16 protein-coding genes, 2 tRNA genes, 1 pseudogene and 1 riboswitch are annotated in these 25669 nt (G+C 73.8%); of the genes and pseudogenes, 8 read left to right on the top strand and 11 right to left on the bottom strand.

Translation table 11 applies throughout. The features are described from left to right. Positions 1-283: 283 nt before the first annotated feature. Entirely contained in the window at positions 284-841 is a 558-nt protein-coding gene (locus V9U70_RS27155) for a MarR family winged helix-turn-helix transcriptional regulator (protein ID WP_336679452.1), read from the bottom strand. Between the two features lie 131 nt (positions 842-972). Between V9U70_RS27155 and V9U70_RS27150 the strand changes: the two genes are divergently transcribed. After that, positions 973-2316, top strand: a complete 1344-nt coding sequence (locus V9U70_RS27150; protein ID WP_336679466.1) for an MFS transporter — start codon at positions 973-975, stop codon at positions 2314-2316. Positions 2317-2341: 25 nt separating this feature from the next. Here V9U70_RS27150 and V9U70_RS27145 read toward each other — a convergent pair whose 3' ends face one another. Then, positions 2342-4132, bottom strand: coding sequence for an ATP-binding SpoIIE family protein phosphatase (locus V9U70_RS27145; protein ID WP_336679450.1), 1791 nt, complete (start codon positions 4130-4132; stop codon positions 2342-2344). A 337-nt stretch (positions 4133-4469) separates the two neighbouring features. Then, the gene (locus V9U70_RS27140) at positions 4470-5882 is read right to left on the bottom strand and encodes an NAD(P)/FAD-dependent oxidoreductase (RefSeq protein WP_336679449.1); all 1413 of its coding nucleotides are present in this window, start codon (positions 5880-5882) and stop codon (positions 4470-4472) included. Between the two features lie 344 nt (positions 5883-6226). Between V9U70_RS27140 and V9U70_RS27135 the strand changes: the two genes are divergently transcribed. Continuing rightward, positions 6227-7168 (top strand): TetR/AcrR family transcriptional regulator, encoded by a 942-nt coding sequence (locus V9U70_RS27135; protein ID WP_336679448.1) that lies wholly within the window; start codon positions 6227-6229, stop codon positions 7166-7168. 203 nt (positions 7169-7371) lie between these two features. Beyond that, positions 7372-9387, top strand: a complete 2016-nt coding sequence (locus tag V9U70_RS27130) for a sigma-70 family RNA polymerase sigma factor (protein ID WP_336679464.1) — start codon at positions 7372-7374, stop codon at positions 9385-9387. A gap of 220 nt (positions 9388-9607) precedes the next feature. Here the strand turns inward: V9U70_RS27130 and V9U70_RS27125 are convergent, their stop codons facing one another. Then, positions 9608-11719, bottom strand: a complete 2112-nt coding sequence (locus V9U70_RS27125; RefSeq protein WP_336679447.1) for an asparagine synthase-related protein — start codon at positions 11717-11719, stop codon at positions 9608-9610. An 859-nt stretch (positions 11720-12578) separates the two neighbouring features. Between V9U70_RS27125 and V9U70_RS27120 the strand changes: the two genes are divergently transcribed. From V9U70_RS27120 to V9U70_RS27105, 4 genes are all read left to right on the top strand, one after another. Further along, positions 12579-14162 (top strand): NsdA family TPR-like regulatory protein, encoded by a 1584-nt coding sequence (locus V9U70_RS27120; RefSeq protein ID WP_336679445.1) that lies wholly within the window; start codon positions 12579-12581, stop codon positions 14160-14162. A 179-nt stretch (positions 14163-14341) separates the two neighbouring features. Continuing rightward, on the top strand, positions 14342-15595 hold the full coding sequence (lhgO, locus tag V9U70_RS27115) for an L-2-hydroxyglutarate oxidase (RefSeq protein ID WP_336679462.1): 1254 nt from the start codon (positions 14342-14344) through the stop codon (positions 15593-15595). Then, a complete protein-coding gene (trmB, locus tag V9U70_RS27110) occupies positions 15588-16544 on the top strand; it encodes a tRNA (guanosine(46)-N7)-methyltransferase TrmB (RefSeq protein WP_336679443.1) in 957 nt (318 codons plus the stop codon). The genes lhgO and trmB overlap by 8 nt, the downstream gene beginning before the upstream one ends. Before the next feature lie 61 nt (positions 16545-16605). After that, a complete protein-coding gene (locus V9U70_RS27105) occupies positions 16606-18135 on the top strand; it encodes a PrsW family intramembrane metalloprotease (RefSeq protein WP_336679441.1) in 1530 nt (509 codons plus the stop codon). A gap of 167 nt (positions 18136-18302) precedes the next feature. Here the strand turns inward: V9U70_RS27105 and V9U70_RS27100 are convergent, their stop codons facing one another. The 5 genes from V9U70_RS27100 to V9U70_RS27080 all read right to left on the bottom strand — a co-directional run bounded on the left by V9U70_RS27100 (position 18303) and on the right by V9U70_RS27080 (position 24089). After that, entirely contained in the window at positions 18303-19337 is a 1035-nt protein-coding gene (locus V9U70_RS27100) for a M23 family metallopeptidase (protein WP_336679439.1), read from the bottom strand. A gap of 11 nt (positions 19338-19348) precedes the next feature. After that, positions 19349-19501: riboswitch (cyclic di-AMP (ydaO/yuaA leader) on the bottom strand. Positions 19502-19727: 226 nt separating this feature from the next. After that, the gene (locus tag V9U70_RS27095; protein WP_336679437.1) at positions 19728-20948 is read right to left on the bottom strand and encodes a PP2C family protein-serine/threonine phosphatase; all 1221 of its coding nucleotides are present in this window, start codon (positions 20946-20948) and stop codon (positions 19728-19730) included. A 142-nt stretch (positions 20949-21090) separates the two neighbouring features. Next, positions 21091-21837 carry a MerR family transcriptional regulator gene (locus tag V9U70_RS27090; RefSeq protein ID WP_336679436.1) on the bottom strand — a complete coding sequence of 249 codons (747 nt, stop codon included), beginning with the start codon at positions 21835-21837 and terminating at the stop codon, positions 21091-21093. Positions 21838-21962: 125 nt separating this feature from the next. Beyond that, positions 21963-22036 (bottom strand) — tRNA-Met (locus tag V9U70_RS27085). A 229-nt stretch (positions 22037-22265) separates the two neighbouring features. Continuing rightward, entirely contained in the window at positions 22266-24089 is a 1824-nt protein-coding gene (locus tag V9U70_RS27080) for a S8 family peptidase (RefSeq protein ID WP_336679434.1), read from the bottom strand. Positions 24090-24514: 425 nt separating this feature from the next. Between V9U70_RS27080 and V9U70_RS27075 the strand changes: the two genes are divergently transcribed. Further along, positions 24515-24754, top strand: coding sequence for a hypothetical protein (locus V9U70_RS27075; protein ID WP_336679433.1), 240 nt, complete (start codon positions 24515-24517; stop codon positions 24752-24754). Between the two features lie 362 nt (positions 24755-25116). Here the strand turns inward: V9U70_RS27075 and V9U70_RS27070 are convergent. Beyond that, positions 25117-25190 (bottom strand) — tRNA-Lys (locus V9U70_RS27070). 223 nt (positions 25191-25413) lie between these two features. Continuing rightward, positions 25414-25669: pseudogene (locus V9U70_RS27065) on the bottom strand (DEAD/DEAH box helicase); the annotation flags it as partial.

Raw genomic sequence — 25669 nt, 5'->3', positions numbered from 1 at the left:
TCCTTTCGGGCCTGATTCCCAGTCAGCGGGATTTGTCTTCCCGGCTGTTGGGCCGTTCCGACGCTCAAACTCTAGCGGAATCTCCCGGCGGCTCATAATCGGGCCTTCGCAATGAATTCCGGCATGCCGAAATCATCCCGAGTGGGAGGTCGTACTGAAGTTTGGTTGCCGCGTGTGCGGCGGGATCGGCTGCCCCGGTACCTTCCGGCTCCGTGACAACTCGGAGAACTTTACGGATCTCCCAGGGGTGTGTCAACCCACCCCCACGGGGTCCGGGAGGCCGTCATTCCAGGTCGGTGAGGCGACCGCCGGCGTCCGGCTGGGCGTGCTCCACCCGGCGCAGGAGTCGAACCAGCAGTTCGCCCAGGAGACCGCGTTCGTCGCCGGACAGATCCTGGAGAAGGTCCTCCTCGAAATCGGTCGCCATGCGCATCGCCTCAAGCCACTTGGCCCGCCCCTCGTCGGTCAGCTCCACGATGACCCGGACCCGGTTGTTCTCGTCGCGGTCCCGGGTGACCAGCCCCTCGCCCGCCATCCGGTCGACGCGATGGGTCATGGCGGCCGGTGTGAGGCCGAGGCGGTTCGCCAGCTCTCCGGGGCCGAGGCGGTAGGGGGCGCCCGACAGGACGAGGGTCTTGAGGACCTCCCACTCGGTGGTGCTGATGCCGAGCGCGGCGACCTGCCTCCCGTACGCGACGTTCATCCGGCGGTTCAGTCGGCCGAGCGCGGAGACGACCTGTTCGACCTGGGGGTCGAGGTCGCGGAACTCGCGCTGGTACGCGGCGATCTGTTCGTCGAGGCTCGGCTCGTCGGTGCCGGGCTGCTCGGTGCTCTCAGACATGGCGCGCAGTATGGCACGCCCCTCTCGCCCTCGAAGTCCTTCAGGATGAAGTTTTCACCTTCTAACTTTAGTGCTAAAGTCTTCGAGTCTGATTCCTTCGAACTTCGAGGTAGGTGAGTGTGACCAGGGAGATGGGCGCAGCGCTGCGGCGAATCCAGCTGGGCAGCGCGCTGAGCGCGTTCGGACTCGGGTTCACCGTTCCGTATCTGTACGTCTATGTGGCTCAGGTGCGGGATCTGGGCGCCGGGACGGCGGGAGTCGTCCTGGCGGTCTTCGCGATGGCGGCGCTGGCCGTTCTGCCGTTCACCGGGCGGGCCATCGACCGGCGGGGACCCGTGCCCGTGCTCCTGGCCGCCTCGGCTCTCGCCGCCGCGGGGGCGGCCGCCCTGGGGTACGCGAGCACGGTGCCGGCCGCAGTGGCCTCGGCCGCGCTGCTCGGCGCGGGCACCGCCGTCACGCAGCCGGCGCTCGCGACGATGCTCGTGTGGTGCTCCAGCACCGCGACCCGTACGCGGGCCTTCGCCATGCAGTTCTTCCTGCAGAACCTGGGGCTCGGCCTCGGCGGGCTCGTCGGCGGGCAGCTCGTGGACGTGAGCCGTCCGGCGAGCTTCACGATGCTCTTCCTGATCGAGGCCGCGATGTTCGTGGTCCTCGGCATCGTCGTGGCGACCGTGCGGATGCCCCGTACGGCCGGCCTCCCCGCCCCCCGCCCGGGGGACGGCTCCGCAGCGAAGGGCGGGATGCGGGCGCTGCTCTCCCACCGGGCCATGGTCCAGCTCTGCGTGCTGGGGTTCGTGCTGTTCTTCGCCTGCTACGGACAGTTCGAGTCAGGCCTGGCCGCGTACGGCACGGAGGCAGCCGGGATCGAGCCCGCCACTCTCGGGTTCGCGCTGGCCGCCAACACCGCGGTCATCGTCGCGGCGCAGTTCGTCGTCCTGCGGCTCGTGGAGCGGCGGCGGCGCAGCCGGGTCATCGCCTCGGTCGGCCTCATCTGGGCGTTCGCCTGGATCGTGGCGGGTTACGCGGGGCTCGGGCACGGCAGCCAGGCCATGGCGACCGCGGCGTTCGTCTCGACGTACGCCCTGTTCGGGCTGGGCGAGGCGATGCTGTCGCCGACCGTCGCGCCGCTGGTCGCCGATCTGGCGCCGGAGTCGATGGTCGGGCAGTACAACTCGGCGTTCGCCCTGTGCAAGCAGCTCGCGCTGGCGGTCGGCCCGGCCGTCGGCGGGCCCATGGGGGCGTCGCTGCACGGCCCGTACATCGTGACGTTCGTGCTGTTCTCCCTGGGCATCACGGTGCTGGCCCTGCGACTGGGGCGGCGGCTCACCCCCGTACAGGACCAGCCGTCCCTGGCGCACGTCCCCTCGCGAGTGGTGGCCGTGTCGCTGCCCGAGGGCGCGGAGGCCCAAGCCGCTACGACCGGGTCCGGCCCGGTGGGCCGCACGACCGCCGCGACCGCCGCCGCGGGTCGCTGAGGCCGGGCGCGCAGGCGCCGCCCCGTCACCGCGGCAGGGCGAACTCGCACCAGACCGCCTTGCCGCCGCCCGGTGTGCGCCGGCTGCCCCATGAGGTGGCGATCGACGCGATGATCGTGATCCCGCGACCGGCCTCGTCCGCCGGTTCGGCGCGGCGGCGGCGCGGGAGGTGGTCGTCGCCGTCGGTGACCTCGATGATCAGCCGGCGGTCCGTGCGGCGCAGCCCCAGCCGCATCGGCGGGGTGCCGTGCTGGAGGGAGTTGGCCACCAGCTCGCCGGCGGCCAGGACCCCGAGGTCGCGCAGCTCGACCGGGAAGCGCCAGGAGGTCAGCACCCCGGTGGCGAAGGCGCGGGCGCGTGGGGCCGCCTCGACGCCGCCCAGGAGGTCGAGCGCGGCGTTGTGGAACAGCTCCGCGTTCGTCCCCGTGCGTGCGGGGTGCTGCACGACCAGGACCGCCACGTCGTCGTCGTGCTCCGCGGTCACTCCCAGGGAGCGGATCAGCCGGTCGCAGACCACCTGGGGCGAGCCCTTGGCCCCGGAGAGAGCGCGGGCGAGGGACGCGACGCCCTCGTCGATGTCCTCGCCGCGGCGTTCGACCAGGCCGTCGGTGTAGAGGGCGGCGTTGGAGCCGGGCGGCAGCGCGATCGTGCCCGAGGTGTGGAGCCAGCCGCCGGTGCCGAGCGGCGGCCCGGTGGGCTCGGCGGCGCGGTGGACCGTGCCGTCCTCGTCGCGGACGAGGATGGGGAGGTGGCCCGCGGAGGCGTAGACGAGCTGTTCCTCGTTCGGATCGTGGACGGCGTAGACGCAGGTCGCGATCTGGCTGGCGTCGATCTCTGTGGCGAGGCCGTCCAGCAGCTGGATCACCTCGTGCGGCGGGAGGTCGAGCCGCGCGTAGGCGCGTACGGCGGTGCGGAGCTGACCCATCACGGCGGCGGCGCGGACCCCCCGCCCCATGACGTCGCCGATGACGAGGGCGGTCCGGCCGGCGCCGAGGGTGATGACGTCGTACCAGTCGCCGCCCACGGCGGCGTCCGTGCCGCCGGGCTGGTACGTGGCGGCGATGCGCAGGTCGTCGGGCTGCTCCAGCTCCTGCGGGAGCAGGGAGCGTTGCAGGGTGACGGCCGTCTCGCGGTGGCGGCGCTCGCTGGCGCGCAGGCGTTCGGCGGCTTCGGCGTGGTCGGTGACGTCGGCCGCGTACACGAGGACGCCGCCCCCTTCTCCGGCCTTCCTCTGCCCGCCCTGCTCCTTGTCCGCCTCCCGCTCCGGGGCGCCCTCCCCGTCCGGCGGTTCGGCTCCGGCGCCGGCGGTGTCCCCGGGCGCGTCCGTACCGGTGACGTCCCAGGCGGCCACGGGGGTGCAGGTCACGGTGTACGAACCGCCCCGGGCGGTCCTGCGGGACTTGACGGTGCGGGCGGTGCCGCTGCGCAGGACCTGGTCGAGCAGGGGCAGCACGCTGAGCTCGGCGAGCTCGGGCATCGCCTCGGCCGCCGGAACGCCGCACGGGCGGGGGCCGAACGCGGCCTCGTAGGCGTCGTTGACGTAGACGACGCGGTGGTCCGGACCGTGCAGCAGGGCGACGGGGGCGGGCAGCCGGCCGAGGATCTCGCGGGCCGAGTGACCGCCCCGGGCGGAGCCGGGCAGGGCGGGAGCCCCGGTGGGGCCGACCGGTGCGGGGGACACGCCGTCCGGCAGGGCGGGCCCTCCCTCCGGCCGGGCGTACGCGGCTCGGGCCGCCGGGACGGAACTACGGTCGTCCCGCGCGGCGGCTCGGCGCTGCGTTCCGGGAAGGCGGGCGCTCCAACGCGTGAAGTTCACGGAATTTCTGGCCTCGTGTGTCGGTCTGGTCCGCTGGGGCGGGCTGCTTCTTCTGCCGGATTCGGGGACACCGGAGGCCACGCCCCCGGGAAGGCGCAGCCAGGCCTCGTCGCGCTGTTGGTGCGTCGCTGCTGGTCACTGTGGGTCACTGCCGGCCGGGTCACTCTGTGCAGGTGTGGGCCCACCTATGGTCACACGGCCGGAGTGACCGACCGTACTGACAGTTGCCGTCCGGCGCCCGGCCCGGACCGCTTCGGAGCGTCGGTCCCCGGGCGTTGTCCGAGCTTCGGCCGCGGACTCCGGCAGGCCCCCGCCGGGCCCTGGGTCCGGTCCGCCGTCAGCCGTCGCCCGGCGGGGCGCCGGGCGACGGCGTGCCCCCTGCCCCGTCTCCGGCCGCGCGGGCGAACTCGGCGCGCGGGTGCTCCAGGGAACCGAGGGAGACGATCTCGCGTTTGAAGAGCCCGGCCAGGGTCCATTCGGCAAGTACACGCGCCTTCCGGTTGAACGTGGGCACCCGGCTGAGGTGGTACGCACGGTGCATCAGCCAGGCCGGGTAGCCCTTGAGCCTGCGGCCGTAGACGTGGGCGACGCCCTTGTGCAGGCCGAGGGAGGCGACCGAGCCGGCGTACGCGTGCCGGTACTCCCTGAGCGGCCGGCCCTCGATCGCCGCGAGGACGTTGTCGGCGAGGACCTTCGCCTGGCGCACCGCGTGCTGGGCGTTGGGGGCGGTCTCCCGGCCGGGCTCGGCGGCGGTGAGATCGGGTACGGCGGCGGCGTCGCCCGCGGCCCAGGCGTGCGGCACGCCCTCGACGCCGAGGGTGGCGGCGCAGCGCAGTCGGCCGCGTTCGGTGAGGGGCAGGCCGGCGGCGGCGAGCAGCGGCGCCGGTCTGACTCCCGCGGTCCACACGAGGGTGCGCGTCGGGAAGCGCGACCCGTCGCTGAGGACGGCGACCCGGTCCTCACAGGTGTCCAGGCGGGTGTCGAGGCGTACGTCGATGTTGCGGCCGCGCAGTTCCCCGAGGGCGTACGCGCCCATGGCCTCGCCCACCTCGGGGAGGATGCGCCCGGACGCCTCCACCAGAATCCATCTCAGGTCCGCGGGCTTGATGTTGTGGTAGTACCGGGCGGTGTAGCGGGCCATGTCCTCCAGCTCGGCCAGGGCCTCCACGCCGGCGTAGCCGCCGCCGACGAAGACGAAGGTGAGCGCGGCGTCCCGGATGGCGGGGTCGCGGGTGGCGGAGGCGATGTCCATCTGCTCGATCACGTGGTTGCGCAGCCCGATGGCCTCCTCGACGGTCTTGAAACCGATGCCGAAGTCGGCGAGGCCGGGGACGGGCAGGGTGCGGGAGACCGATCCGGGGGCGATGACGATCTCGTCGTAGTCGACCTCTCGTGCCCCGGCGCCGTCCTCTCCCGTGGCGAGGGTCGTGACGCTCGCGGTCCGCTCGGCGTGGTCGATGTGCCCGACCTCGCCGATGACGATCGCGCAGCGGTTCAGGACGCGGCGCAGGGGCACGACCACGTGGCGCGGTGAGATCGAGCCGGCGGCCGCTTCGGGGAGGAAGGGCTGGTACGTCATGTACGGCTCGGGCGTGACGACCACGATCTCGGCGTCGCCGCTCCTGAGTCTCTGCTTCAGCTTCCGTTGGAGACGCAGCGCTGTGTACATCCCGACGTAACCGCCGCCGACGACGAGAATGCGCGCACTTGGCCGGGTGCGGGGGGTCGTCCCCCGGGAATCTGGAGCCATCACCACCCCATGACGCAACGGAGTCAGGAGTTTGTCCACAGGCCCGGCACATTGTGTGACCGGAGGTTTCGCACCGGCTCGCCCGGTCCGCGGGGCGGGGCGGCGGAAAGCCGCGCAGGTCAGGCCCGGCGCGGGGGGCCGGCGGGCGGGGGCGGGCCGGGCGGGGGCCGGCTCCTGCTCCGATCGGGCGGGGCCCCACGCGGAAGTACCCCCTTCTGAATTGACGCAGGCTCAACTATGTTCGTAACCCGTCGGGGTGTCGGGTGCGGATTTCGTTGTGCTCCGCTCCTCGGCTCATACGGCGGGAAAGTCTCCGGGGGGAGACGTCATAACCGGGGGAAGTTATGCATGTTCAGGATTCGCATGGGCAGTCCGCGCTCTCGCACGCGGCCGAGAACCACGGACGCCTGGGCTCCGTGGGAGCGCTCGGTGTGATGAGTTCGGCCGACGCCGTCCGCTCCGCCGCCGCGGTGAGCGCGGCCGCGATGGGATCGGCCGCCGCGTCCACTGTCGTCCCGGTGGCGAACGGGTCGACGGCCAGGGGCTCCGGGAGCGCACCGCGCTCCGCCCCTCTGCGCGTCGACGCGCAACGCAATCTGGAGCACGTCCTGCGGGCGGCGCGTGAGGTGTTCGGGGAGCTGGGGTACGGCGCTCCGATGGAGGACGTGGCACGTCGCGCCCGAGTCGGCGTGGGCACCGTCTACCGCCGGTTCCCGAGCAAGGACGTCCTGGTGCGCCGGATAGCCGAGGAGGAGACCTCCCGGCTGACGGAACAGGCGCGCGCGGCGCTGGGACAGGAGGAGGAGCCCTGGTCGGCGCTCTCCCGCTTCCTGAGGACGTCGGTGGCGTCGGGTGCGGGCAGGCTGCTGCCGCCGCAGGTGCTGCGGGTCGGCGTCGACGGGGACGAGCCGGGCGCCCCGGCGGCCGGGGCGGCGTCATCGCCGGCGTCCACGGCGGGCGGCGGGGAGGATGCCCGCGTTCCTCAGCAGCGCCAGGGAGCAGGCGGCGAGAACGGCCGCCGCGTCTTCGGGCAACGCGCCGCAGGCGGCGACGGACCCGGCGGACTCGGGGCGGAGACGAGTGCGGTCGAGCTGCTGGACGTCGTGGGCCGACTGGTCGACCGGGCGCGGGAGTCGGGTGAGCTGCGCCGGGACGTGACGGTGGCCGATGTGCTGCTGGTCATCGCCACGGCGGCTCCGTCCCTGCCCGACGCCGCTCACCAGGCCGCGGCTTCGGCCCGGCTGTTGGACATCCTGCTGGAGGGGCTGCGGTCACGGCCGGTGTAGGCGCCCTGCCGCCCGGCCCCCGGCGGTCGCCGTGGGCCGGGCCGAGCCGGGGCCCTTTGCCTCCCGCGACTCCTTTCAGTACGCCCGTTCGAGAAGAATCCCCGGATGAGTGGTAGAGCAGGGCTGAGCGCTCGTCGTCATCGAGCCCTGTGGCACGCTTGCCCCGGTGTTCGGGTCCGAAGGTGCATACGGGGGCTTCCGCGATGGGCGGCAACGGGCGACAGGAAGAACCGCTGGGCAAGGTCGCCGCCGCGGACGGGGGCGCCAAGGCCCACGGGTCGCCTTCCGAACAGGTGCCGAGTCAGCCCGGACCCTCCGGCCAGAGAGGTGGGTCCGAGGGCGGAACGGTCCTCCCCGGGCCATGGCCACCGGCCGCGGAACCCGAGCCCACGCCCTCGGACGGCGGCGACGCGATCGCGGTGCCGCAGCAGCGGGAGGGCCGTGGCGGGGCCCCGGAGGCGGGGCTGTCCGACGCCCGGTTGATCGAGGGCATGCGCGGCGGCGACGACCGGGCCTACGAGGAGCTGTTCCGGCGGCACTCGGCCGCCGTGCTCCGCTACGCCCGTAGCTGCTGCCGTGACGCGCACACCGCCGACGACCTGACGGCCGAGGTGTTCGCTCGCACCCTCCAGGCCGTACGGGGCGGCAAGGGCCCGCAGGAGTCGGTCCGGGCCTATCTGATGACCGCCGTCCGCCATGTCGCCGCCGCCTGGACGAAGAGCGCGAAGCGCGAACATCTGGTCGACGACTTCGCGGTGTTCGCCGCACAGGCCACGCGCTCCTCCGGGCTCCCGGCCGACGACACCGTCGGCCTCGGCGCCGATGTGCTGGCGATGCACGAGGCCGAGCAGTCGCTGGCCGTGCGGGCGTTCCGGAGCCTGCCGGAGCGCTGGCAGGCGGTCCTGTGGCACACCGCGGTGGAGGAGGAGTCGCCGAGCGAGATCGCCCCGCTGTTCGGCCTCACCGCCAACGCCACCGCCGTACTGGCCGGCCGGGCCCGCGAAGGGCTCAAGCAGGCGTATCTCCAGGCCCATGTCAGCCAGGCGCTCACCGGAGGCGGGGACTGCGCGCGGTACGCCGACCGGCTCGGCGCCTACGCCCGCGGCGGACTGCGGATACGCGCGGAGCGCGGTCTGCGCAGACATCTCGACACGTGTTCCCGGTGCCGGGTGGCGGCCGGGGAGCTGGACCAGGTGAACGCCGGGATTCCGGCGCTGCTTCCCGTCGCGGTCATCGGGTGGTTCGCCGCCGGATACTCCCTCAAGGCCGCGGGCATCGTGGCGGGCGGGGCCGTGGGCGCCGCCGGGGCGGGCGCCGCCGCCGCGGCCACCGGCACGGGCTCTGGCTCAGGGGCCGCCGCGGCCACCGAGGGGTTCGGCGCGCCGGTGAAGGCAGGGATCGCCGCCGCGGCAGCCCTGGCGGCCGCGGCCGGCCTGGTCTGGGCGCTCGTCGGTGACGACCGGCCGGAACCGGAGCCCCGGCCGGTGGCGAAGCCTCCGGCGGTGGCTCCCGCGGTGCCGGCTCCGAAGCCTCCCCCGCCCACCCCGCAGCCGGCCCCCGAACCGCCGCCCTTCCCCGCGCCGCCGCCCCCGCCGCCCCCGAAGCCCCCGCGGCCCGCGTCGGCGACGACCGAACCGGCCCCCGCCCCGAGGCCGAGCCCCTCTCCGGCCCCCGCGCCGCCGAAGCCCACGCCCCCCGCGCCCAGCCCCCCGCCGTCCCCGACGCCTCCGCCGCCCTCCACGCCCACGCCGTCCCCGAAGCCTCCGCCCCCGCCACCGGCCCCGAAGGTGTACCAGGTCAGCGAACTGGCGTACTCCGTGTTCGGCGACCACAGCGGGCCGGAAGCGGTGCTCGGCCGGAGCGGCTGGCTCTGGCAGCGTTCGCACGTGACGATCGCCTCCACCCGGTACGCGCACGGGGTGACGGTGCACTCCCGCTCGTCGGTGACCATCGAGCTGAACCGGGAGTGCGCGCGCTACGAGGCCATGGTCGGCGTGGACGACCTGACGAGAGGACTCGGTTCGGTGCGCTTCTCCGTGTTCGACGGGGACGGGGCACGGTTGTGGCGCTCCCCGGTGATGCGGGGCGGCGAGCCCGCCGTCCCGGTGAGCGTCGCCCTCGCCGGCCAGTCCTCGTTCCGGCTCGTCGTGGAGCCGGAGCGCCCGTACGGCGGGGTGGCCCTCGCGGACTGGGCGGAGTCCCGGATCAGCTGCGCCTGAGGACCGCTCGACGGCCGGGCCGACCGCGCACCGCTTCGTCGGCCGAGGGAGGTCTGTCGCCCGCTCCCTGCCGCCGTCCCGGGCCCGTCGGCCCTCCTACCCCGCGCGCCGGGTCCCGCTCTTGCGCCCCGCCCCTTCACGGCCGCCCGCCCCGTCATGACCGCCCGTTCCGCGCCGCCACGGGGGCCCGCCCGCCCCGGCCCCCGGCGGCGCGTTCCGGTCAGTACTGGAGTGTGCGCCGGGACGGGGTCACGACGCCCGCGACCGCGCGCTGGCGCGGGGCGGCCGTGCCCGTCCAGCAGGTGCCCCGCCGCGCCAGGAGGCGGCGCAGCCACAGTTCGGTGGAGGCCAGGTCCGCCAGGCCGTCCAGCGGCAGCGGCTCCCCCTCGGACGCCGCGCGCAGGGCCCCGCGGACCACCCGTGCCTCGACCAGGCCCGCGTCGGCGAGCAGCGGGGCGTCGAACAGGGCCATCAGGTCGGGCAGGCTGCTGCGCAGCCCGGTCCGGGTGACCGCGGCGGACGTGGCCTGGGACGGGGTGCCCCAACCGGGCGGCAGGTCCTTGATGCCGGCCCCGCCCAGCACCCGGCGCAGGATCGCGGCCCGTGCGCCGGGCTGGACGCGGAGGGATTCGGGTAGCGCGCGGGCCGCCCTGACCACCTGGTTGTCGAGGTACGGGGCGTGGAGCCGCTGGCTGCGGATCTCGGCGGCCTGCTCCAGAATCCGGTGATCGGCGGCCCCGCGGGCCAGCGCGGCGCGGGCGCGGGCCTCTCCGGGGCGCTGCACGGAGGTGGGCCGGATCGCAGCTTCCTGGAGACGAACCGATACTTCGGCCAGCGCCTCCCCCGTCAGCCAGCGCGCCGCGGGCCCCGGGCGCGACCAGGCCAGGGCGGCGAGCGAGGCGTCGGCGGGGGTCGCGAGGTCGGGGGCGTACCGGTTGGCGTCGGGCAGCAGGCCGGCCGCCGACTCCAGCCCGGTGCGGTACGACGTGCGGGCCAGGCGGCGGGCCGCCCGGTAGACCGTGAGCGGGACGAACAGGGAGTGCGCGGTGGGGCCTTCCGCTTTGGCGAGGGCGGCGACGGGGCGCAGGAGGTGGCGTCTGCGGCGGTCCATCAGGAGGTCGGCGAGGCGTGCCGGGTGGGCGTCGAGGACCTGCCGGGCCCCGTGCCCGACGAAGTGGTCGGCGCTGCCCGCGGCGAGGCGGCGGCGGTGGCGTTCGGCGACGACGAGCGACGGGGCGGGTTCGTCGGTGAGCGCGCCGGTCTCCAACGAGGCGTAGGGCAGCGCCTCTTCGCCTGCCGCCACGACCACATGGTGCAGGCGCGGGTTGGCGGCGATGGCGCGGGCCCGCTCCAGCTCGCCCTCGTGGGCGCGGGTGGTGAGGTCGTTGAAGGTGACGGCGAGCAGCCGCTCCCCCGCGCCGGCGCCATGTCCGAGGAGGGTGCCGGGAAGGCCGGGGAGCCCGGCGGCCAGCAGGGCCAGGGTGGCCGACGCGCTGCCCCCGGACAGGTCGGCGCCGACACCCGGCACGGGCCCGCCCCGGGCGGCGCGGCGTTCGGCGGGGCCCATGCCGGGGACCGGACCGGGGTCCGGCGGCGCGGTCTGTGGCGCGTGGCGCGGGGCCGTGAGCCGGGCGCGTACCGCTTCGACGAGCGCGTCCCGTACGCCTTCCACCGCGTGCACCGGGTCGGCCTGGGGTGCGGCGACGGCGAGCGAGGCGACGGCCTCGTACCCGGTGATCTCCCGCGAGCCCTCGCGCAGGATGAGCGCGTGGCCCGGCGGGACCCGCTTCACCCCCGCGTACGGGGTGCCGTCGCCCAGGGCCTCCGGGGTCTCGGGGCAGGCGAGCAGGGCGGCGAGGTGCCCGATGTCGAGCTGGGCCTCGATGAGGTCGGCGAGCGGCAGGGCGGCCGTGGCGTAGGCGGTGCCGTTGGCCCAGGGGGTGTGGAAGACGGGGCGGGCTCCGGCCAGGTCGCCGACCACGGTGATGCGGCGGCCGGTCTGCACCACGGCGGTGTAACTGCCCGGCCAGGCGGTGAGATGGCGCAGCGCGCCACCGCGCGCCGCCAGGAGTCCGACGCGCAGCTGTTCGTCGGTGGCCCCGCAGCAGCCGAGGACGGCGAGCCGGACGGTGGGGGCGCCTTCGGGGGTGGCCACGCCGATGACGCGGATCTCGTCGGGGCGCCAGTCGCCCACCGCCCACAGCGGGTCCGGGTCGCCCCACAGGAGTTGGGAGCCCACCGGGTGGACCGTGCGCCCCTCACCGCTGTTTCCGACCGCGCCGGCGGTGCCGAAGCTCGCGGCGATACTGCTCCATCCCACCAACCAACGCATCGCCGCCTCCACAGGCTGTGGACAAAACGGCGCACCTGACGAACGAGACGCCGCTGCGGGACATGCTGCCACGACAACGCCGCACGAGAGGGTGTACGGACGGCGCACGCCGGATGAGCATGCGCCCCTGGCAAAGGCCTGACGTGGCCTTCACCACGGGCACAGCAACGGAAGGGAGCGTTCCGGGAGTTGCGGCTCTCCGGGCGAGCCGGACCTGTGCGCCGCCGCGGGCCGCCCCACCGGCCGGAAGGGGTCGGCACCGCCCGAAAGCAACGTCGATATCCAGCCATAGTCGGATCGTTGGCCACAGCCTCACCGGACCGTCGTTATTCGGCCATTTTCTCGAAGCGCCACCCCGCGCGCGCACCGCGCGCCCCGCCCCCGCGGGCGTTGCCCCTCACGCACAGTCCGGGAGGTGGGCCTCACCTCCCGGACCGGTCCGCCGCTCGCGGGGAATGGAGCGGCGGCATCCCCCAGCCCACTGAGTCCAGTGCAGCGGGCCGACCCACGCAGGACCCAGACAAGCGTTGCGCCGCCGGCCGGGCCAGAGCGCACGAGCAGGCGCACGGCCACACGCCAGGAGCACATCGCCCCCCGGCCCTCGCGCCTCGGCCACCGCGTCCCGCGCCCCCCGCACGGACAACAATCCCGCCATCCGAACGCCCGCCCCTTAACGGTAGGGATAGGGAGAACTACGCTGTGTTGACTGGTGTTCTCAGCAGGGGGGCATATTCCTCGGGGCTCGGCCATATGCGTGTGCAGGCGGAGTACGGCAGTTCGATCCTGGGGAGGCATCGGTACGAATGCCGCGCGCCGCCCCCGGTGACGTGGCGGCCGTCTGTGTGTCGAGGGGTGGCGCATGTCCAGAGAGCAACGCGGGCCGAACGAGAAGCTCGGCACGGTTCTCGCCCTCGCGGGAATCAGCAACGCCGGTCTCGCCCGGCGCGTCAACGACCTCGGAGCACAGCGCGGTCTGACACTGCGCTACGACAAGACCTCGGTGGCCCGGTGGGTCGCCAAGGGGATGGTGCCGCAGGGCGCGGCGCCCCATCTGATCGCGGCGGCGATCGGGGCCAAGCTGGGCCGGCCGGTCCCGCTGCACGAGATCGGCCTCGCCGACGCGGACCCGGCCCCGGAGGTCGGCCTCGCCTTCCCCCGCGACGTGGGTGAGGCGGTCAGGTCGGCGACCGAGCTGTACCGGCTGGATCTGGCCGGGCGGCGCGGCGGCGGCGGGATCTGGCAGTCCCTGGCGGGATCGTTCGCGGTGAGCGCGTACGCCACTCCCGCGTCCCGCTGGCTGATAACCCCCGCCGACCCGTCGGTGGCCCGGGACCCGACGGCGGCCCAAGCGGCGGCCGTCGGTGTCCGGGGCGGGCCCGGCGGTCCGGCCGGGCCGGGCGCCCGGGGACCGCGCGGCGCACCTGCCGGCCGCGGCGCGCACGCCCCCGACCCCGGTGGTCCGCCCCGAAGCTCCGGCGCCGTCCCCCTCCAGCCCGGTCCGGAGTCCGTCGCGGACGCCTCGCCGCTGCGGGTGGGCCACAGCGATGTGACGAAGCTGCGCGAGGCGGCCCAGGACGCCCGCCGCTGGGACTCCAAGTACGGCGGCGGCGACTGGCGTTCCTCCATGGTCCCGGAGTGCTTACGCGTCGACGCCGCGCCCCTGCTCCTCGGCTCGTACACCGACGAGGTGGGCCGCGCCCTGTTCGGGGCGGCGGCGGAGCTGACCCGGCTGGCCGGCTGGATGGCCTTCGACACCGGACAGCAGGAGGCCGCCCAGCGCTACTACATCCAGGCCCTGCGCCTGGCCCGCGCAGCCGCCGACGTCCCGCTCGGCGGCTATGTCCTCGCCTCGATGTCCCTCCAGGCGACCTACCGCGGCTTCGCCGACGAGGGCGTCGACCTCGCGCAGGCCGCCGTCGAGCGCAACCGCGGGCTCGCCACCGCCCGCACCATGAGCTTCTTCCGGCTCGTGGAGGCCCGCGCCCACGCGAAGGCCGGCGACGCACCGGCCGCGGGGGCCGCGCTCAAGGGCGCGGAGAGCTGGCTGGAGCGGTCCCGGGCGGGCGACGCCGACCCCTCCTGGCTGGGCTTCTACTCCTACGACCGGTTCGCCGCCGACGCCGCCGAGTGCTACCGCGACCTGAAGGCGCCCCTCCAAGTGCGGCGCTTCACCGAGCAGGCCCTGTCCCGGCCCACCGAGGAGTTCGTCCGCAGCCACGGACTGCGGCTCGTCGTGTCCGCCGTCGCCGAGCTGGAGTCGGGCAACCTGGACGCGGCCTGCGCGGCGGGCACCCGCGCCGTGGAGGTGGCCGGGCGCATCTCGTCGGCCCGCACCACGGAGTACGTCCGCGACCTGCTGCACCGCCTCGAACCGTACGGGGACGAGCCGCGCGTCGCGGAGCTCCGGGAGCGGGCCCGCCCGCTGCTGGTGACCCCGGTCTGACGGCGGCCCCGCCCGGGCCGAACCGGCCGGCGACACCGCGGAAGGGCGCCCGGGGCGGGCGGGCCGGGGTGGGCCGGGGCGGACGGCGGCCGGAGAGTGTGTGCCACGCCCCGGCCGGCTCGGGTTTGAGCCGGTTGTCAGTGGGTCAGTGCACTATCGGGGTGGGAGGTGGCGTGAAGATGACGCACGCGGCGTACGACTGCGATGTGCTGGTGATCGGCGGCGGGATCGTCGGTCTGTCGACCGCGTACGCGATCACCCGGACCGCGCCCGGCACCCGGGTGACGGTCCTGGAGAAGGAGCGCGGCCCCGCACGCCACCAGACCGGCCGCAACAGCGGTGTGGTCCACAGCGGGATCTATTACCGCCCCGGTTCGCTCAAGGCCCGGTACGCGCTGCGCGGCTCCGCCGAGCTGGCGGACTTCTGCGCCGAGCACGGCATCGCGCACGCCGTGACCGGCAAGCTGATCGTGGCCACCGAGCGCTCCGAGCTGCCCCGACTGCACGGCCTGGTGCAGCGCGGCCGCGAGCACGGCCTGCCGGTGCGGGAGCTGGGCCCCGCCCAGATCGCGGAGTACGAGCCCGACGTCCGGGGCCTCGCGGCGATCCGGGTCGGCACGACGGGCGTCTGCGACTTCACCGCCGTCGCCACCCGCTTCGCGACGGAGATCACCGCGTCGGGCGGCCTCGTGCGCTACGGGGCGAAGGTCACCGCGATAGACCGGCGCCCCTGGGGCGTCGCGGTGCGGACGGCCGACGGCGTGGTCGTCCGGGCCCGGACGCTGGTCAACTGCGCCGGGCTCCACAGCGACCGGGTGGCCCGGCTCGCCGGGGACGACCCGGGGGTGCGGATCGTCCCCTTCCGGGGCGAGTACTACGAGCTGGCCCGCCCCGAGCTGGTGCGCGGTCTGGTCTACCCGGTGCCGGACCCGGCGTTCCCCTTCCTCGGCGTCCACCTCACCCGCGGTTTCGACGGCTCCGTCCACATCGGGCCGAACGCGGTCCCCGCCCTGGCCCGCGAGGGATACGGCTGGCCCGACGTGCACCCCGCCGAACTGCTGTCCACCCTGAGCTGGCCGGGCGCCTGGCGCATAGCCCGCCGGCACTGGCGGTACGGGGCGGGCGAGGTTCACCGCTCCCTGTCCAGGTCCGCCTTCACCCGGGCCGTCCAGCGGCTGCTGCCCGCCGTGACCGAGGAGGACCTGCGTCCGTCGGCCGCCGGGGTCCGGGCCCAGGCCGTGCTGAGGGACGGCACGCTGGTGGACGACTTCCTGATCCGCGAGGCCCCGCACACCGTGCACGTGCTCAACGCCCCGTCACCGGCCGCGACGGCGTCCCTGCCCATCGGACGTGAGGTGGCGCGGCGCGCACTGCTCCGGGCACGGGGGGCGGGGTGGCGGCCGCCCGCCGTAGAATCGGGGCATTGTGTCTGAGCAGCCCCCGAACCCCGCCCCCGGTACGCACGCCGCCTCCTCGACGCCCGAGGGCGCCCGTACCGCAGGCGTCGAGACAGCGGCCGGCGCCCCTCTGCCCGCCGTCACCGCGTCCGGCGGCGACGCCTTCAGTGACGCCGCACCCGCCGACGAGGCCCCCCGTGGCGCGGCGTACGACGACGCCGCGCGGCGGGCGGCCTCCTTCGAGCGGCAGCGCCGGCTGCGTCAGGAGCCACGCTTCCCCGGCGGCCCCGCCGCCGACCCGGCCGGCTCCCACCACGAACGCCGCATCCGCAGCTTCCAGCCGCGCCGCAGCAGGGTCACGACCGGCCAGCAGGACGCCCTGGAGCGGTTGTGGCCCCGGTGGGGGCTGGACATCGACGGGCGGCGCGTCCTGGATCTGGACGAGCTGTTCGACGGGCTCCCGGTCGTCCTGGAGATCGGCTTCGGCATGGGCGAGGCCACCGCGCAGATGGCGGCGGACGACCCGGGCACCGGCATCCTCGCCGTCGACGTGCACACCCCCGGCCAGGGCAATCTCCTCGGCCTCGCGGAGCGGGCGGGGGCCTCCAACGTCCGGGTGGCCAACGGCGACGCGATCATCCTGCTGCGCGAGATGCTGGCCCCCGCCTCCCTCGCCGGCCTGCGGGTCTACTTCCCCGACCCCTGGCCGAAGACCCGGCACCACAAGCGGCGGCTGATCCAGCCCGAGTTCCTGGACCTGGTGGCCCCGCGGCTGAAGCCCGGCGCGCTCGTCCACTGCGCGACCGACTGGGAGCCGTACGCGGAGCAGATGCTCGACGTGCTCACCGCGCACCCCGGCTTCGAGAACACCGCGGCGGACGGCGGTTACGCCCCGCGCCCCGCGTTCCGGCCGCTCACCCGCTTCGAGGGGCAGGGCCTGGACAAGGGCCACGTCGTCCACGACCTGCTGTTCGCCCGGGTCTGACGCCCGGTCACGGACGGCCGCGCGGTCCTCGGCTGTCAGTGCTCCTCGTTAGGGTCGAGTGGTGTCCGACGGTTCTGTGCAGCATCAGCAGGTGCGGCCGGCGGTCCCGGTCCCTCACGAGCAGCGGCTCGACGAGGTGCCGGGCCCCGCGCCGGAGCGCGGCCAGTGGCGTTACCGGCCGCGCCGCGTCGGCGTGGTCTGGCGCGGCAAGGCGTTCCGCGCCGGGACCGTGATCGTGGGGCTCGCCCTGTGCGGCCTGGTGATCTCGGCCCTCGTCCGGGAGCAGACCGGCCCCGAGGGGTTCCTCGTCGGCCTGGGGCTCGCGGTGCTGCCCGTGCCGCTGCTGATGGCCGCCTTCCGCTGGTTGGACCGGGTGGAGCCGGGGCCCTGGCGCAATCTCCTGTTCTCCTTCGCCTGGGGCGCGTGTGCGGCGGCGCTCGTGGCGATCATCGCCAACTCGTTCGCGACGCGCTGGATAGCCACCGCCACGGCCGACCCGGCGAGCGCCGACACCCTGGGGGCGACGGTGATCGCCCCGGTGGTGGAGGAGTGCGCCAAGTCCGCCGCGGTGCTGCTGATCTTCCTGTTCCGCAGACGGGAGTTCGGCGGGGTGGTGGACGGGATCGTGGTCGCCGGCTTCGCCGCGACGGGGTTCGCGTTCACCGAGAACATCCTCTATCTGGGCAACGCCTTCGGTGAGGACCAGCAGGTGGGGAGCTCGGGCTTCGCCTCGGTGACCGCGGGGACGTTCTTCGTGCGGATCGTGATGTCGCCGTTCGCGCACCCCTTGTTCACGATCCTCACCGGGCTCGGTTTCGGCTTCGCCGCGGTCAGCGCCCGCCGCCACCGGGCCCGTCGGATCGCGCTGCCGCTGCTGGGCCTGCTCCTGGCGATGGGCCTGCACTCCCTGTGGAACGGCTCCTCGTCCTTCGGCCCGTACGGCTTCTACGCGGTCTACGGGATCGTCATGGTCCCGGCGTTCGGCCTGGTGACCTGGCTGGCGCTGTGGTCACGCCGCCGGGAGCTGCACACGCTCGCGGCGGAGCTGCCCGTCTACGCGGCGGCCGGCTGGCTCGCCCCCGCGGAACCGTCGGCGCTCTCCTCCATGCGGGCCCGGGGCGTCGCCCGCGACCTGGCCCGCCACTGGCAGCCGGACCGGGCCCGGGGCCGGGCGGCGGCCCGCGCGGTCGCGGAGTACGAGTCGTTCGCGGCCTCCTTGGCGGGCCTGCGCCGCCGGGCCCGCCACGGCGCGGTCGGCCCGGACTTCGCCGCACGGGAACGCGAACTGCTGCACTGTCTCTGGCAGCGTCGCGGCATCGCGGCCCCGGCGCTCGACCACGCCGCCCGCCTCACACTCCTCCCGCGCCCCTACCGCCCCCCGATGCCCTACGGAGGCGGATACGGGTACGGCGCCCCCGGATACGCCCCGGCCTCCGGCCCCGCACCCGCCCATCTGCCCGGTCACGGCGGCCGGGCCCGGTGGCACTCCCCCTGGCAGCCCCCGCACGGCGGGCCCGCCGGCCACAGCCCCTACCCGCCACCCGAGCCGTACGGCCACGGACCGGCCGCCCACCGGCGACCGCCGCGGTGACGAAAAACGATGCGGGGCGGACAGACCGGCAGCCCTGACGTCGGGGGGTGTGCGTCAGGGCTGCCGGGGTTTCGGGGCCGCGTCCACGGGATGGCGCGGCCGGCCTCGTACGGAACGCGATCGGGCTGAAGGCGCCCGAGGGGCCTCGCACGCGACGCCTTGGGGGGTCAGACCCGCAGGCCCTTGCTGTTCAGCCAGGCCATCGGGTCCATGGCCGACCCTCCGGCGGTGCGGACCTCCATGTGGAGGTGGACGCCGGTCACGTTGCCGGTGTCGCCCATGCGGCCGATGGTCTGGCCGGTGGTCACCTTCTGGCCGACCGAGACCTCGATCGAGGACTGGTGGGCGTACCAGATCTCCGTGCCGTCGTCGAGCTGGAGCACCGTGCGGTAGCCGTACGCGTTGGCCCAGCCGGCCGAGGTGATCGTGCCGCTGTGCACGGCCTTGAGCGGCGAACCGGCGGTTCCGGCGAAGTCGAGACCGGTGTGCCGGCCGGAGGACCACAGGGCGCCGGACTGACCGTAGGTCGAGCTGATCGAGTAGGAGGCGGTGGGCAGCGAGAAGCTGGCGGCGAGCTTGGCGAGGCGCTCGGCCTCGGCCTTCTTCTTCGCCGCTTCCTCCTCCGCCTTCTTCTTCGCGGCCGCCTCTGCCTCTGCCTCGTCCTGCTGCTTCTTCGCCTCCGCCGCGGCCTTCTCCGCTGCCGCCTTCTCCGCGGCGGCCTTCGCCTCCGCGTCCGCGCTGGCCTGCTGCTGCTCGGCCTGCTGGAGAATCCGGGCGCGCAGGGCCTCGCCCGCGTCGGTGGCCCCCTGCTCGGCCTCGGCCGTGGTGATGCCGGCGGAGGTGAGCGGTGTGGACGCGGCGGCCGGGGCGGCTTCCGCCTCCTCGGTCATGAGGGAGCCGACACCGGGAAGGGACTTGGCGTCGGGGAGATTGTCCGCGATCGAATCGGGAAGAGAGATGGAGACCGGCGGTTTGCTCTGCGCGGTGGCCATGCCGCCCGCGCCGACGGCCGCGATGACGCCGACTCCGAGGACGGTGGAGCTACGGGCCAGACCACGCTGCTTGGCCACGCGGTGCTTGCCGCGCACGGGACGGAGGGACTCCTCGGTGGGGTTCCACTCCTCCCAGGTGCGCTCCGCTTCACCGAAGGCGTAGGCACTGAAGGGTGACGGGGCCTCAGGGGCAGGCTTGTCAGACGCCACGTGGGCGCACTCCTTTCCTTCCTTCTCGCCTACCGGGTTAGCTGACGGGTTCGGAGCAGGAAGGTCTCCTACGGGCTCCTCCGCCTCTCGCGAGACGCAGGTGTCCGATTCACCCCATGAAGGTGGTTCCCCGGTTCCCTTGCGGAATTCGGCGCTCGCGCGCGGTGCCGTCTCTGACGACGGCTGGGACAACCGCGCTGCGTTATCGAACGTTAATAGAGACCAGGGCTCTATTCCAAGCCGTTCCTACGGATCACTGACGAACCTGACGGGGATTTAACGGCCACAAACGGGCCGGAACGGGCCACTTGACCGAGGCTCGGCCACACCCCTTTTTCTGACGGTGTGTCAATCGTTATGCGGAGAGGCGCGCTGCGACTACCCACCGTGTCATCGTTCCGCACCGTCTCCCCGGCCCACGATCTTCACCGTCGTCCGCCGCACCGGCTGCCCCTCCGCCGGCCGCCCGACCGCGAGCAGCGCCATGTCGTCCGTGGACCGGCCCCCGGTGTGCAGCCGGACGTCGTCGGTCAGTGCCGACAGCAGCTCCTCCGGCCCCGGGAAGATCCGGCCGCGCAACCGGGCCGCCGGATCGTAGAATGCCCCGTTCGCGTCCCGGGCCTCGGACAGCCCGTCCGTGAAGGCGAGCAGAGTCGAACCGGCGGGCATCGTCCACGTGTCCGCCCGGTCCGGCCACACCCCCAGGTCCATCCCCAGAGGCATCGCGGGCACGGAGGGCGCGAGCACCTCCAGCTCGCCGTCCGCGTGCAGCAGGATCGGTTCGGGGTGCCCGCGGTTGACGACGCGCAGGGCGCCGGCGCCGGGCGGAATCTCGGCCAGCACCGCGGTGATGAACCCCTCCATCGCGTCCAGCCCGTACCGCCGCGTCCCCTCCCGGGCCAGCGCCCGCTCCAGCCGCTGGGCCACCCCCTCCAGGGAGCGCTCCTGCTCGGCGGCCTCCCGGAACGCCCCGATGATCACCGCCACCGCCTCGACGGCCTCCAGCCCCTTGCCCCGTACGTCGCCGACCACCAGGCGCACGCCGTACGGGGTGTCCGCGACCGCGAACAGGTCACCGCCCACGAACTCGTCCGCCTGCGCCGCCTCGTACCGCGCCGCGACCTGGAGCCCGCCGATCCGCTCGGTCGGCGTCGGCAGCACGGCGCGCATGGCGGTCTCCGCGATGACCCGGGCCGAGGCCAGCTGCTCGTTGCTGCGCCGCACCACCGCGTTGATGACGAGGGCCAGCACCGAGGCCGTGAGCACGGTGATGAACTCGATGACCGGGACCACCTGGGTGGACGTCCCGTCGATGAACCGCATCGCGAGGACGGAGAGCACCGCGGCGATGCCCGTGCGCACGGTCCTGGACAGGGAGAAGAACGGCGCGGCGATCAGCGGGGCCGCCACGAACAACGGAACGGCCGTGAAGTTGGGCGGAGCCTGCGAGTCGAAGAGCAGCCCGCCGACGATCATCAGGGCCGGCAGCAGGCGGACGAACCGCCGGGTCCCCCTGCCGCCGGGCGTCACCACGCCCTCCGGCGATCCGAAGACCGCCCGGCTGAGAACGCCGACGTTCCCGGCCGCGCCTCCGCGCCGCTGCTTGGCCATGCCCACCTGTGCACTCCTGCCCGGTCCGCCCACGGCTGCGGACGGTACCGCGCCCCGTCCAGGCTTCCCGGAGCCGCGCCGAGCGGCGACTCCTCATCGGCCGAACAGGGGGAGGCGGGCGAAGGACCCCGGCCCTCCGCGGTCAGTCGGAGAGGCGGCGTTCCGCGTAGACCGTCAGTGCATCCCGTACGAAGGCGGCGGTGCCGTCCCCGTGGCGATCGTAGTTCTTCGCGAGCCGCGGATCGGCGACATACATCGCGCCCAGCCCGATCACATACGCGCGACTCGGCTCCTTCGCCGACGACAGCCACGCACAGTGCCGCCGCGCGATGTCCTGGGCCTCCGCACCGTCCGGCGCCAGCCCGGCCTCCCTCGCCCGCCCGTAGTCGCGCGCGATGGCCTCGTGCTCGTCCTGGAACGCCTTCTTCCCCTCCGCACTGAGCGAACGCCACCAGCGGTCGCCCTCCTCGTACGCGTCCCGGCCCCAGCGTTCGGTCACCTCCTGCTCGTAGACGGTGTGATCGAAGCCGTCGAACACTTCATCGGCCATGAGTTCCATCCCCTCCCGCGTCTTGTGGAGAGTGGTCCGCACCGAGGCGATCTGCCGCCCGATGCGCGCCTGCTCCTGTTCGAGCAGCCGCAGATGCGCCCGCAGCGCCACGGCCGTGTCCCGCTGCCCCTCCAGCACGTCCTTGATCGCGGCCAGCGAGAGCCCGAGCTCCCGCAGCAGCAGGATGCGCTGCAACCGCACGAGGGCGTCCTGGTCGTAGTAGCGGTAACCGTTGCTCCCGATCCGGCTCGGCGTGAGGAGCCCGAGGTCTCCGTAGTGCCGGAGCGTGCGGCTCGTGGTGCCGGCCCTTCTGGCGATTTCCTGAATGGACCACTCCATGCCGGAAACGCTAGATCTTTACGTTGCGTCAAGGTCAAGCAGCACTGCCAGGGAGCGTCGGCGCTCCGGCCCCGGACATGACGCAGGCCCGGCACGCTGTTCGCGTGCCGGGCCTGGATCTTCAGTAGCGGGGACAGGATTTGAACCTGCGACCTCTGGGTTATGAGCCCAGCGAGCTACCGAGCTGCTCCACCCCGCGTCGTCAACACCACTCTACGGCATTTCCGGGGTGCGCCCGACCACGTGACGGGCATGGCCGCTCGCAGGCGTTCTTCGCCCGGGGCCCTCCCCGCAGGGGCCGTCCAGCGCAGGGGAACGGCCGTAGGCCGCAGCCGGGCGGGCTGCGGCCTACGGCTCGCCGTCACGCTCGGAGGGGGTGGGCCGGTGGGGTCCGAGGCCCCTTCCGACAGGCTCTGCCGTGAAGAGGACTAGAAGGTCAGGCCCCAGGAATCGATGTAGCCGGTGTCGTTGGCGTAGGTGTCACGTACCCACAGTTGCCAGGTGCCGTTGGCCGCGACGCGGGAGGCGTCCACCGTGAACGTCTGCTGGACGTTGTCGGCGCTGTCGGACTGGCTCAGGTTCTTCAGGGTGAAGTCGGTGCCGTCCGGTGCTTCGAGGACGACGACCAGGTCGCCCCGGAAGGTGTGCTTGATGTCCACGGGGACCTTCAGCTGGGCCGGGCCGTTGCCGGACCGTCCGGTGACCTCGATGTCGGAGGCGACCCAGCCGCCGTAGTCCGGGATGGCGACGTTGTCGGAGTTGGTGAACACGCCCTCGACCGGGTCGGGGCCCGGGTCGGCGCCGCCGGTGATCGCGGCGATCGTCGCCGCCGCGTCGGCCAGTCCTGCTCCGCAGCCGCCGGAGCAGGAGCCGGGCAGGTCGCGCGCGTTCTCGCGGATCGCGGTGCTCACCTGGCCGGGGGTGATCCCGCTCTTGGCCTCGTACATCAGGGCGGCGAGGCCGGCGATGTGCGGGGCGGCCATGCTGGTGCCCTGGTAGGCGCTGTAGCTCTCGCTGCCGACGCTGCGGGTGCCGGTGTTCAGCGTGGACCAGATGCCGTTGGCGGAACCCGCCGTCGTCTCTCCGCCGGGGGCGGTCACCTCGATGGTGCTGCCGTAGTTGGAGTAGGCGGCCCGGTTGCCCTCGCGGTCGGAGGCGGCGACGGTGATGACGTTGCTGCAGCTGGCCGGGTTGAAGCCAGCCGCGTTGAGGTTGCTGTTGCCGGCCGCGACGACGACGGTGGTGCCGCGGTTCACGGCCCCGTTGATGGCGCTCTGGGTGCCCGCGTCGCAGGCGCCGCCACCGCCGAGGCTCATGTTGATGACGTCGGCCGGGTACGGGTTGGCCGGCACGCCCGAGACGGAACCGCCGGAGGACCAGGTGATGGCGTCGATGATGTCGGCGGTCGTGCCGCCGCACTTGCCGAGCACCCGGACGGGCTGGACGGTCGCGTCGTGGGCGATGCCGGCGATGCCCTTGCCGTTGCCTGTCGCGGCGGCGATGGTGCCGGCGACGTGCGTGCCGTGCCAGGAGTTGTTGGTGTCACGGGGCGGAACGGGCTGGCCGTTGCTGTCCGTGCCGCACTCGCCGCGGTTCATCCAGTCGCCGGGGTCGGCCGCGTTGCTGTCACGGCCACCGCCGTCCTGGGCCATCCACGGGTCGGAGATGAAGTCGTAGCCCGCGACCGTGTTGGCGGCCAGGTCGGAGTGGGCGACGTAGCCGGTGTCGATGACGGCGACCTTGACGCCCTCGCCGGTCGCCTTGGACCAGGCGCCGGGGACGCCCATGCCGGCGGTCGCCTCGAAGAGGTCCCACTGGCGGTCGTAGTAGGAGTCGTTCGGGTCGGCCATCGCGTACATGCGGCGGTCCGGGACGACGTAGGCGACGTCGGAGTCCGCGCGGAAGGTGTCGACGACCTCGCTGAGGGAGTCCTCGTTCAGCTCGCCGCCGAGGTCGACCAGGGCGGCCCCGGTGCCGAGGCGGCGGTCGAAGCCGAGTGACTCCCCGGCCTTCTTCCCCTTGGCCTTCGCGTCCTTGGACGCGGCGTCGTCGGACTTCGCTTCGGCGGCGCGGGACTTGTACCCGATGATCAGGCGCTCGACGGGCGCGTCGGCGGCGCCGGTCTCCACAGCGGCGCTCAGCGGTGCGGCGGTCGGCGCGGGGGCCGCCGTGGAGACGGCGACGCCCGAGGCGAGGAGGGCGCCGGTGGTCACCGTCAGCAGGGATATTCGCAGGGGTCTGGAACCGTTCATGGGGGGTGCCTTCCAACGATCTCGGTCGACCTGGGCATGACAAGGGAGCTGATGTCAGGCCCGTGAGCGGACCGGTCAGGACGTGGTCGACGGTGCACGGAACGCGGTGCGCCGGAACCGCCGACGAGCTGGTGGCAGGAATCTAGGGGCCGAAACCCAGCGGTCCTATCCGGGCGGCCCTTCGCACGTACACGCAATTAATTCCGGCGGTTCGACTGCTCCACGCAATTTATTCACCCGGGCCCGGGGCTCTCTGCGCAGCATGGGGGCTGCGGGCACGACCGAGGCGGCCCCGTTCGCCGGCCTCGGTGTTCTCATCCGCGAGCGGGGCGGGCTCCTCACCGACCCGGCGGGGCACTGCCGAGCCGCCGCACGCCCAGCCGGCGCGAAGGGCCGTCGTCACCGGGCTCGGCCTGCTGCGGCGGATGCCCCGAGGCGTCAGGCGGCTCGTCGGCAGGGTGGACGAACGCGTGCACGACCGGCACGGCACGACGAGCCGTCGGGGGGTGCCTGGCCGGCCCGGCGTGATGACCCGACTGGCCGGGATCGAGGAACGGCTCGGGTCGGTGGAGCCCGAGCCGCACCCCGACTCCGGTGGGAGCCTGCGTGACGCCGTGCACCGGGTGGACGTCCGAACGCGGCAGATCGCCGCCGACACCGTGTGACCCGGCCCCCACTGCGATACGCCTCGCGGCGGTGGGGGCCCTCCGTCACGCCCGGTTTTTCCTGGGATCGCAGGAAAACGCAGGTCAGCCAAGAGCGTCGAGGGCCTTCACGATGAGGGCACGCGCCGCCGCGCCATAAACGGCCATGCCTCGCAGCTTTTCGAACGCCTTCGCGTACTCGGCGATCTCGCTGGGCTGGGTGATCCGGACCCGGGCCGGGACGAGCTCGACGGAGACGGCTCGGACACGATGCGGGCCCGGCGCACGATGACGCCGGAGCCTGGGTGGAGCACCTGCCCGAAATGAACACGGACAAGCGGCGACCCCAGACCAGAGACGAGCTCTGACCTGGGGCCAAGGTGTAGGCCGTGTGGGACTCGAACCCACAACCAACGGATTAAAAGTCCGCTGCTCTGACCAATTGAGCTAACGGCCCTCGACGGGTCACCCCCCGAGCATAGCCCGCCCGGCCCCCACCGTGGATTCGGTATCGGTTTCGGGCCCGTCGCGGCCGGCCCGGAGGGCGGGCCGCGGTGCCGGGGAACGGCAACAGGGCCCGTACACCACCGAGTCGGTTCGGTGGTGTACGGGCCCTGCCGGTCTGTCAGGCGGACCGGCTCGGCCGGGTGGGGGCCGGGCCGGTGTCAGCCGGGGTGCTGTCAGCCGTTGCGCTTCCAGCGGGGCTTGTCGTCGCGACGGCCGAAGGTACCGGTGTTGGTACCGGTGTTGGCACCGCGGTGGTCGTCACGCCGGCCGGTGGGGCGGTCGCCGCCGGAGCGAAAACCGCCGGAGGGGCGCTCGTCACGACGGTCACGGTTGAACGGGCGGTCGCCGCCGCCGGAGCGGAAGCCGCCCGAGGGGCGCTCGTCACGACGGTCACGGTTGAACGACGGACGGTCATTGTCCCGACGCTCG

Origin of the sequence: Streptomyces pratensis (assembly GCF_037137275.1) — a bacterium.
GTDB lineage: Bacteria > Actinomycetota > Actinomycetes > Streptomycetales > Streptomycetaceae > Streptomyces > Streptomyces pratensis_B.
Note: the sequence above shows the minus strand (reverse complement) of the source record. Positions and strands in the feature narration are given on the sequence as shown.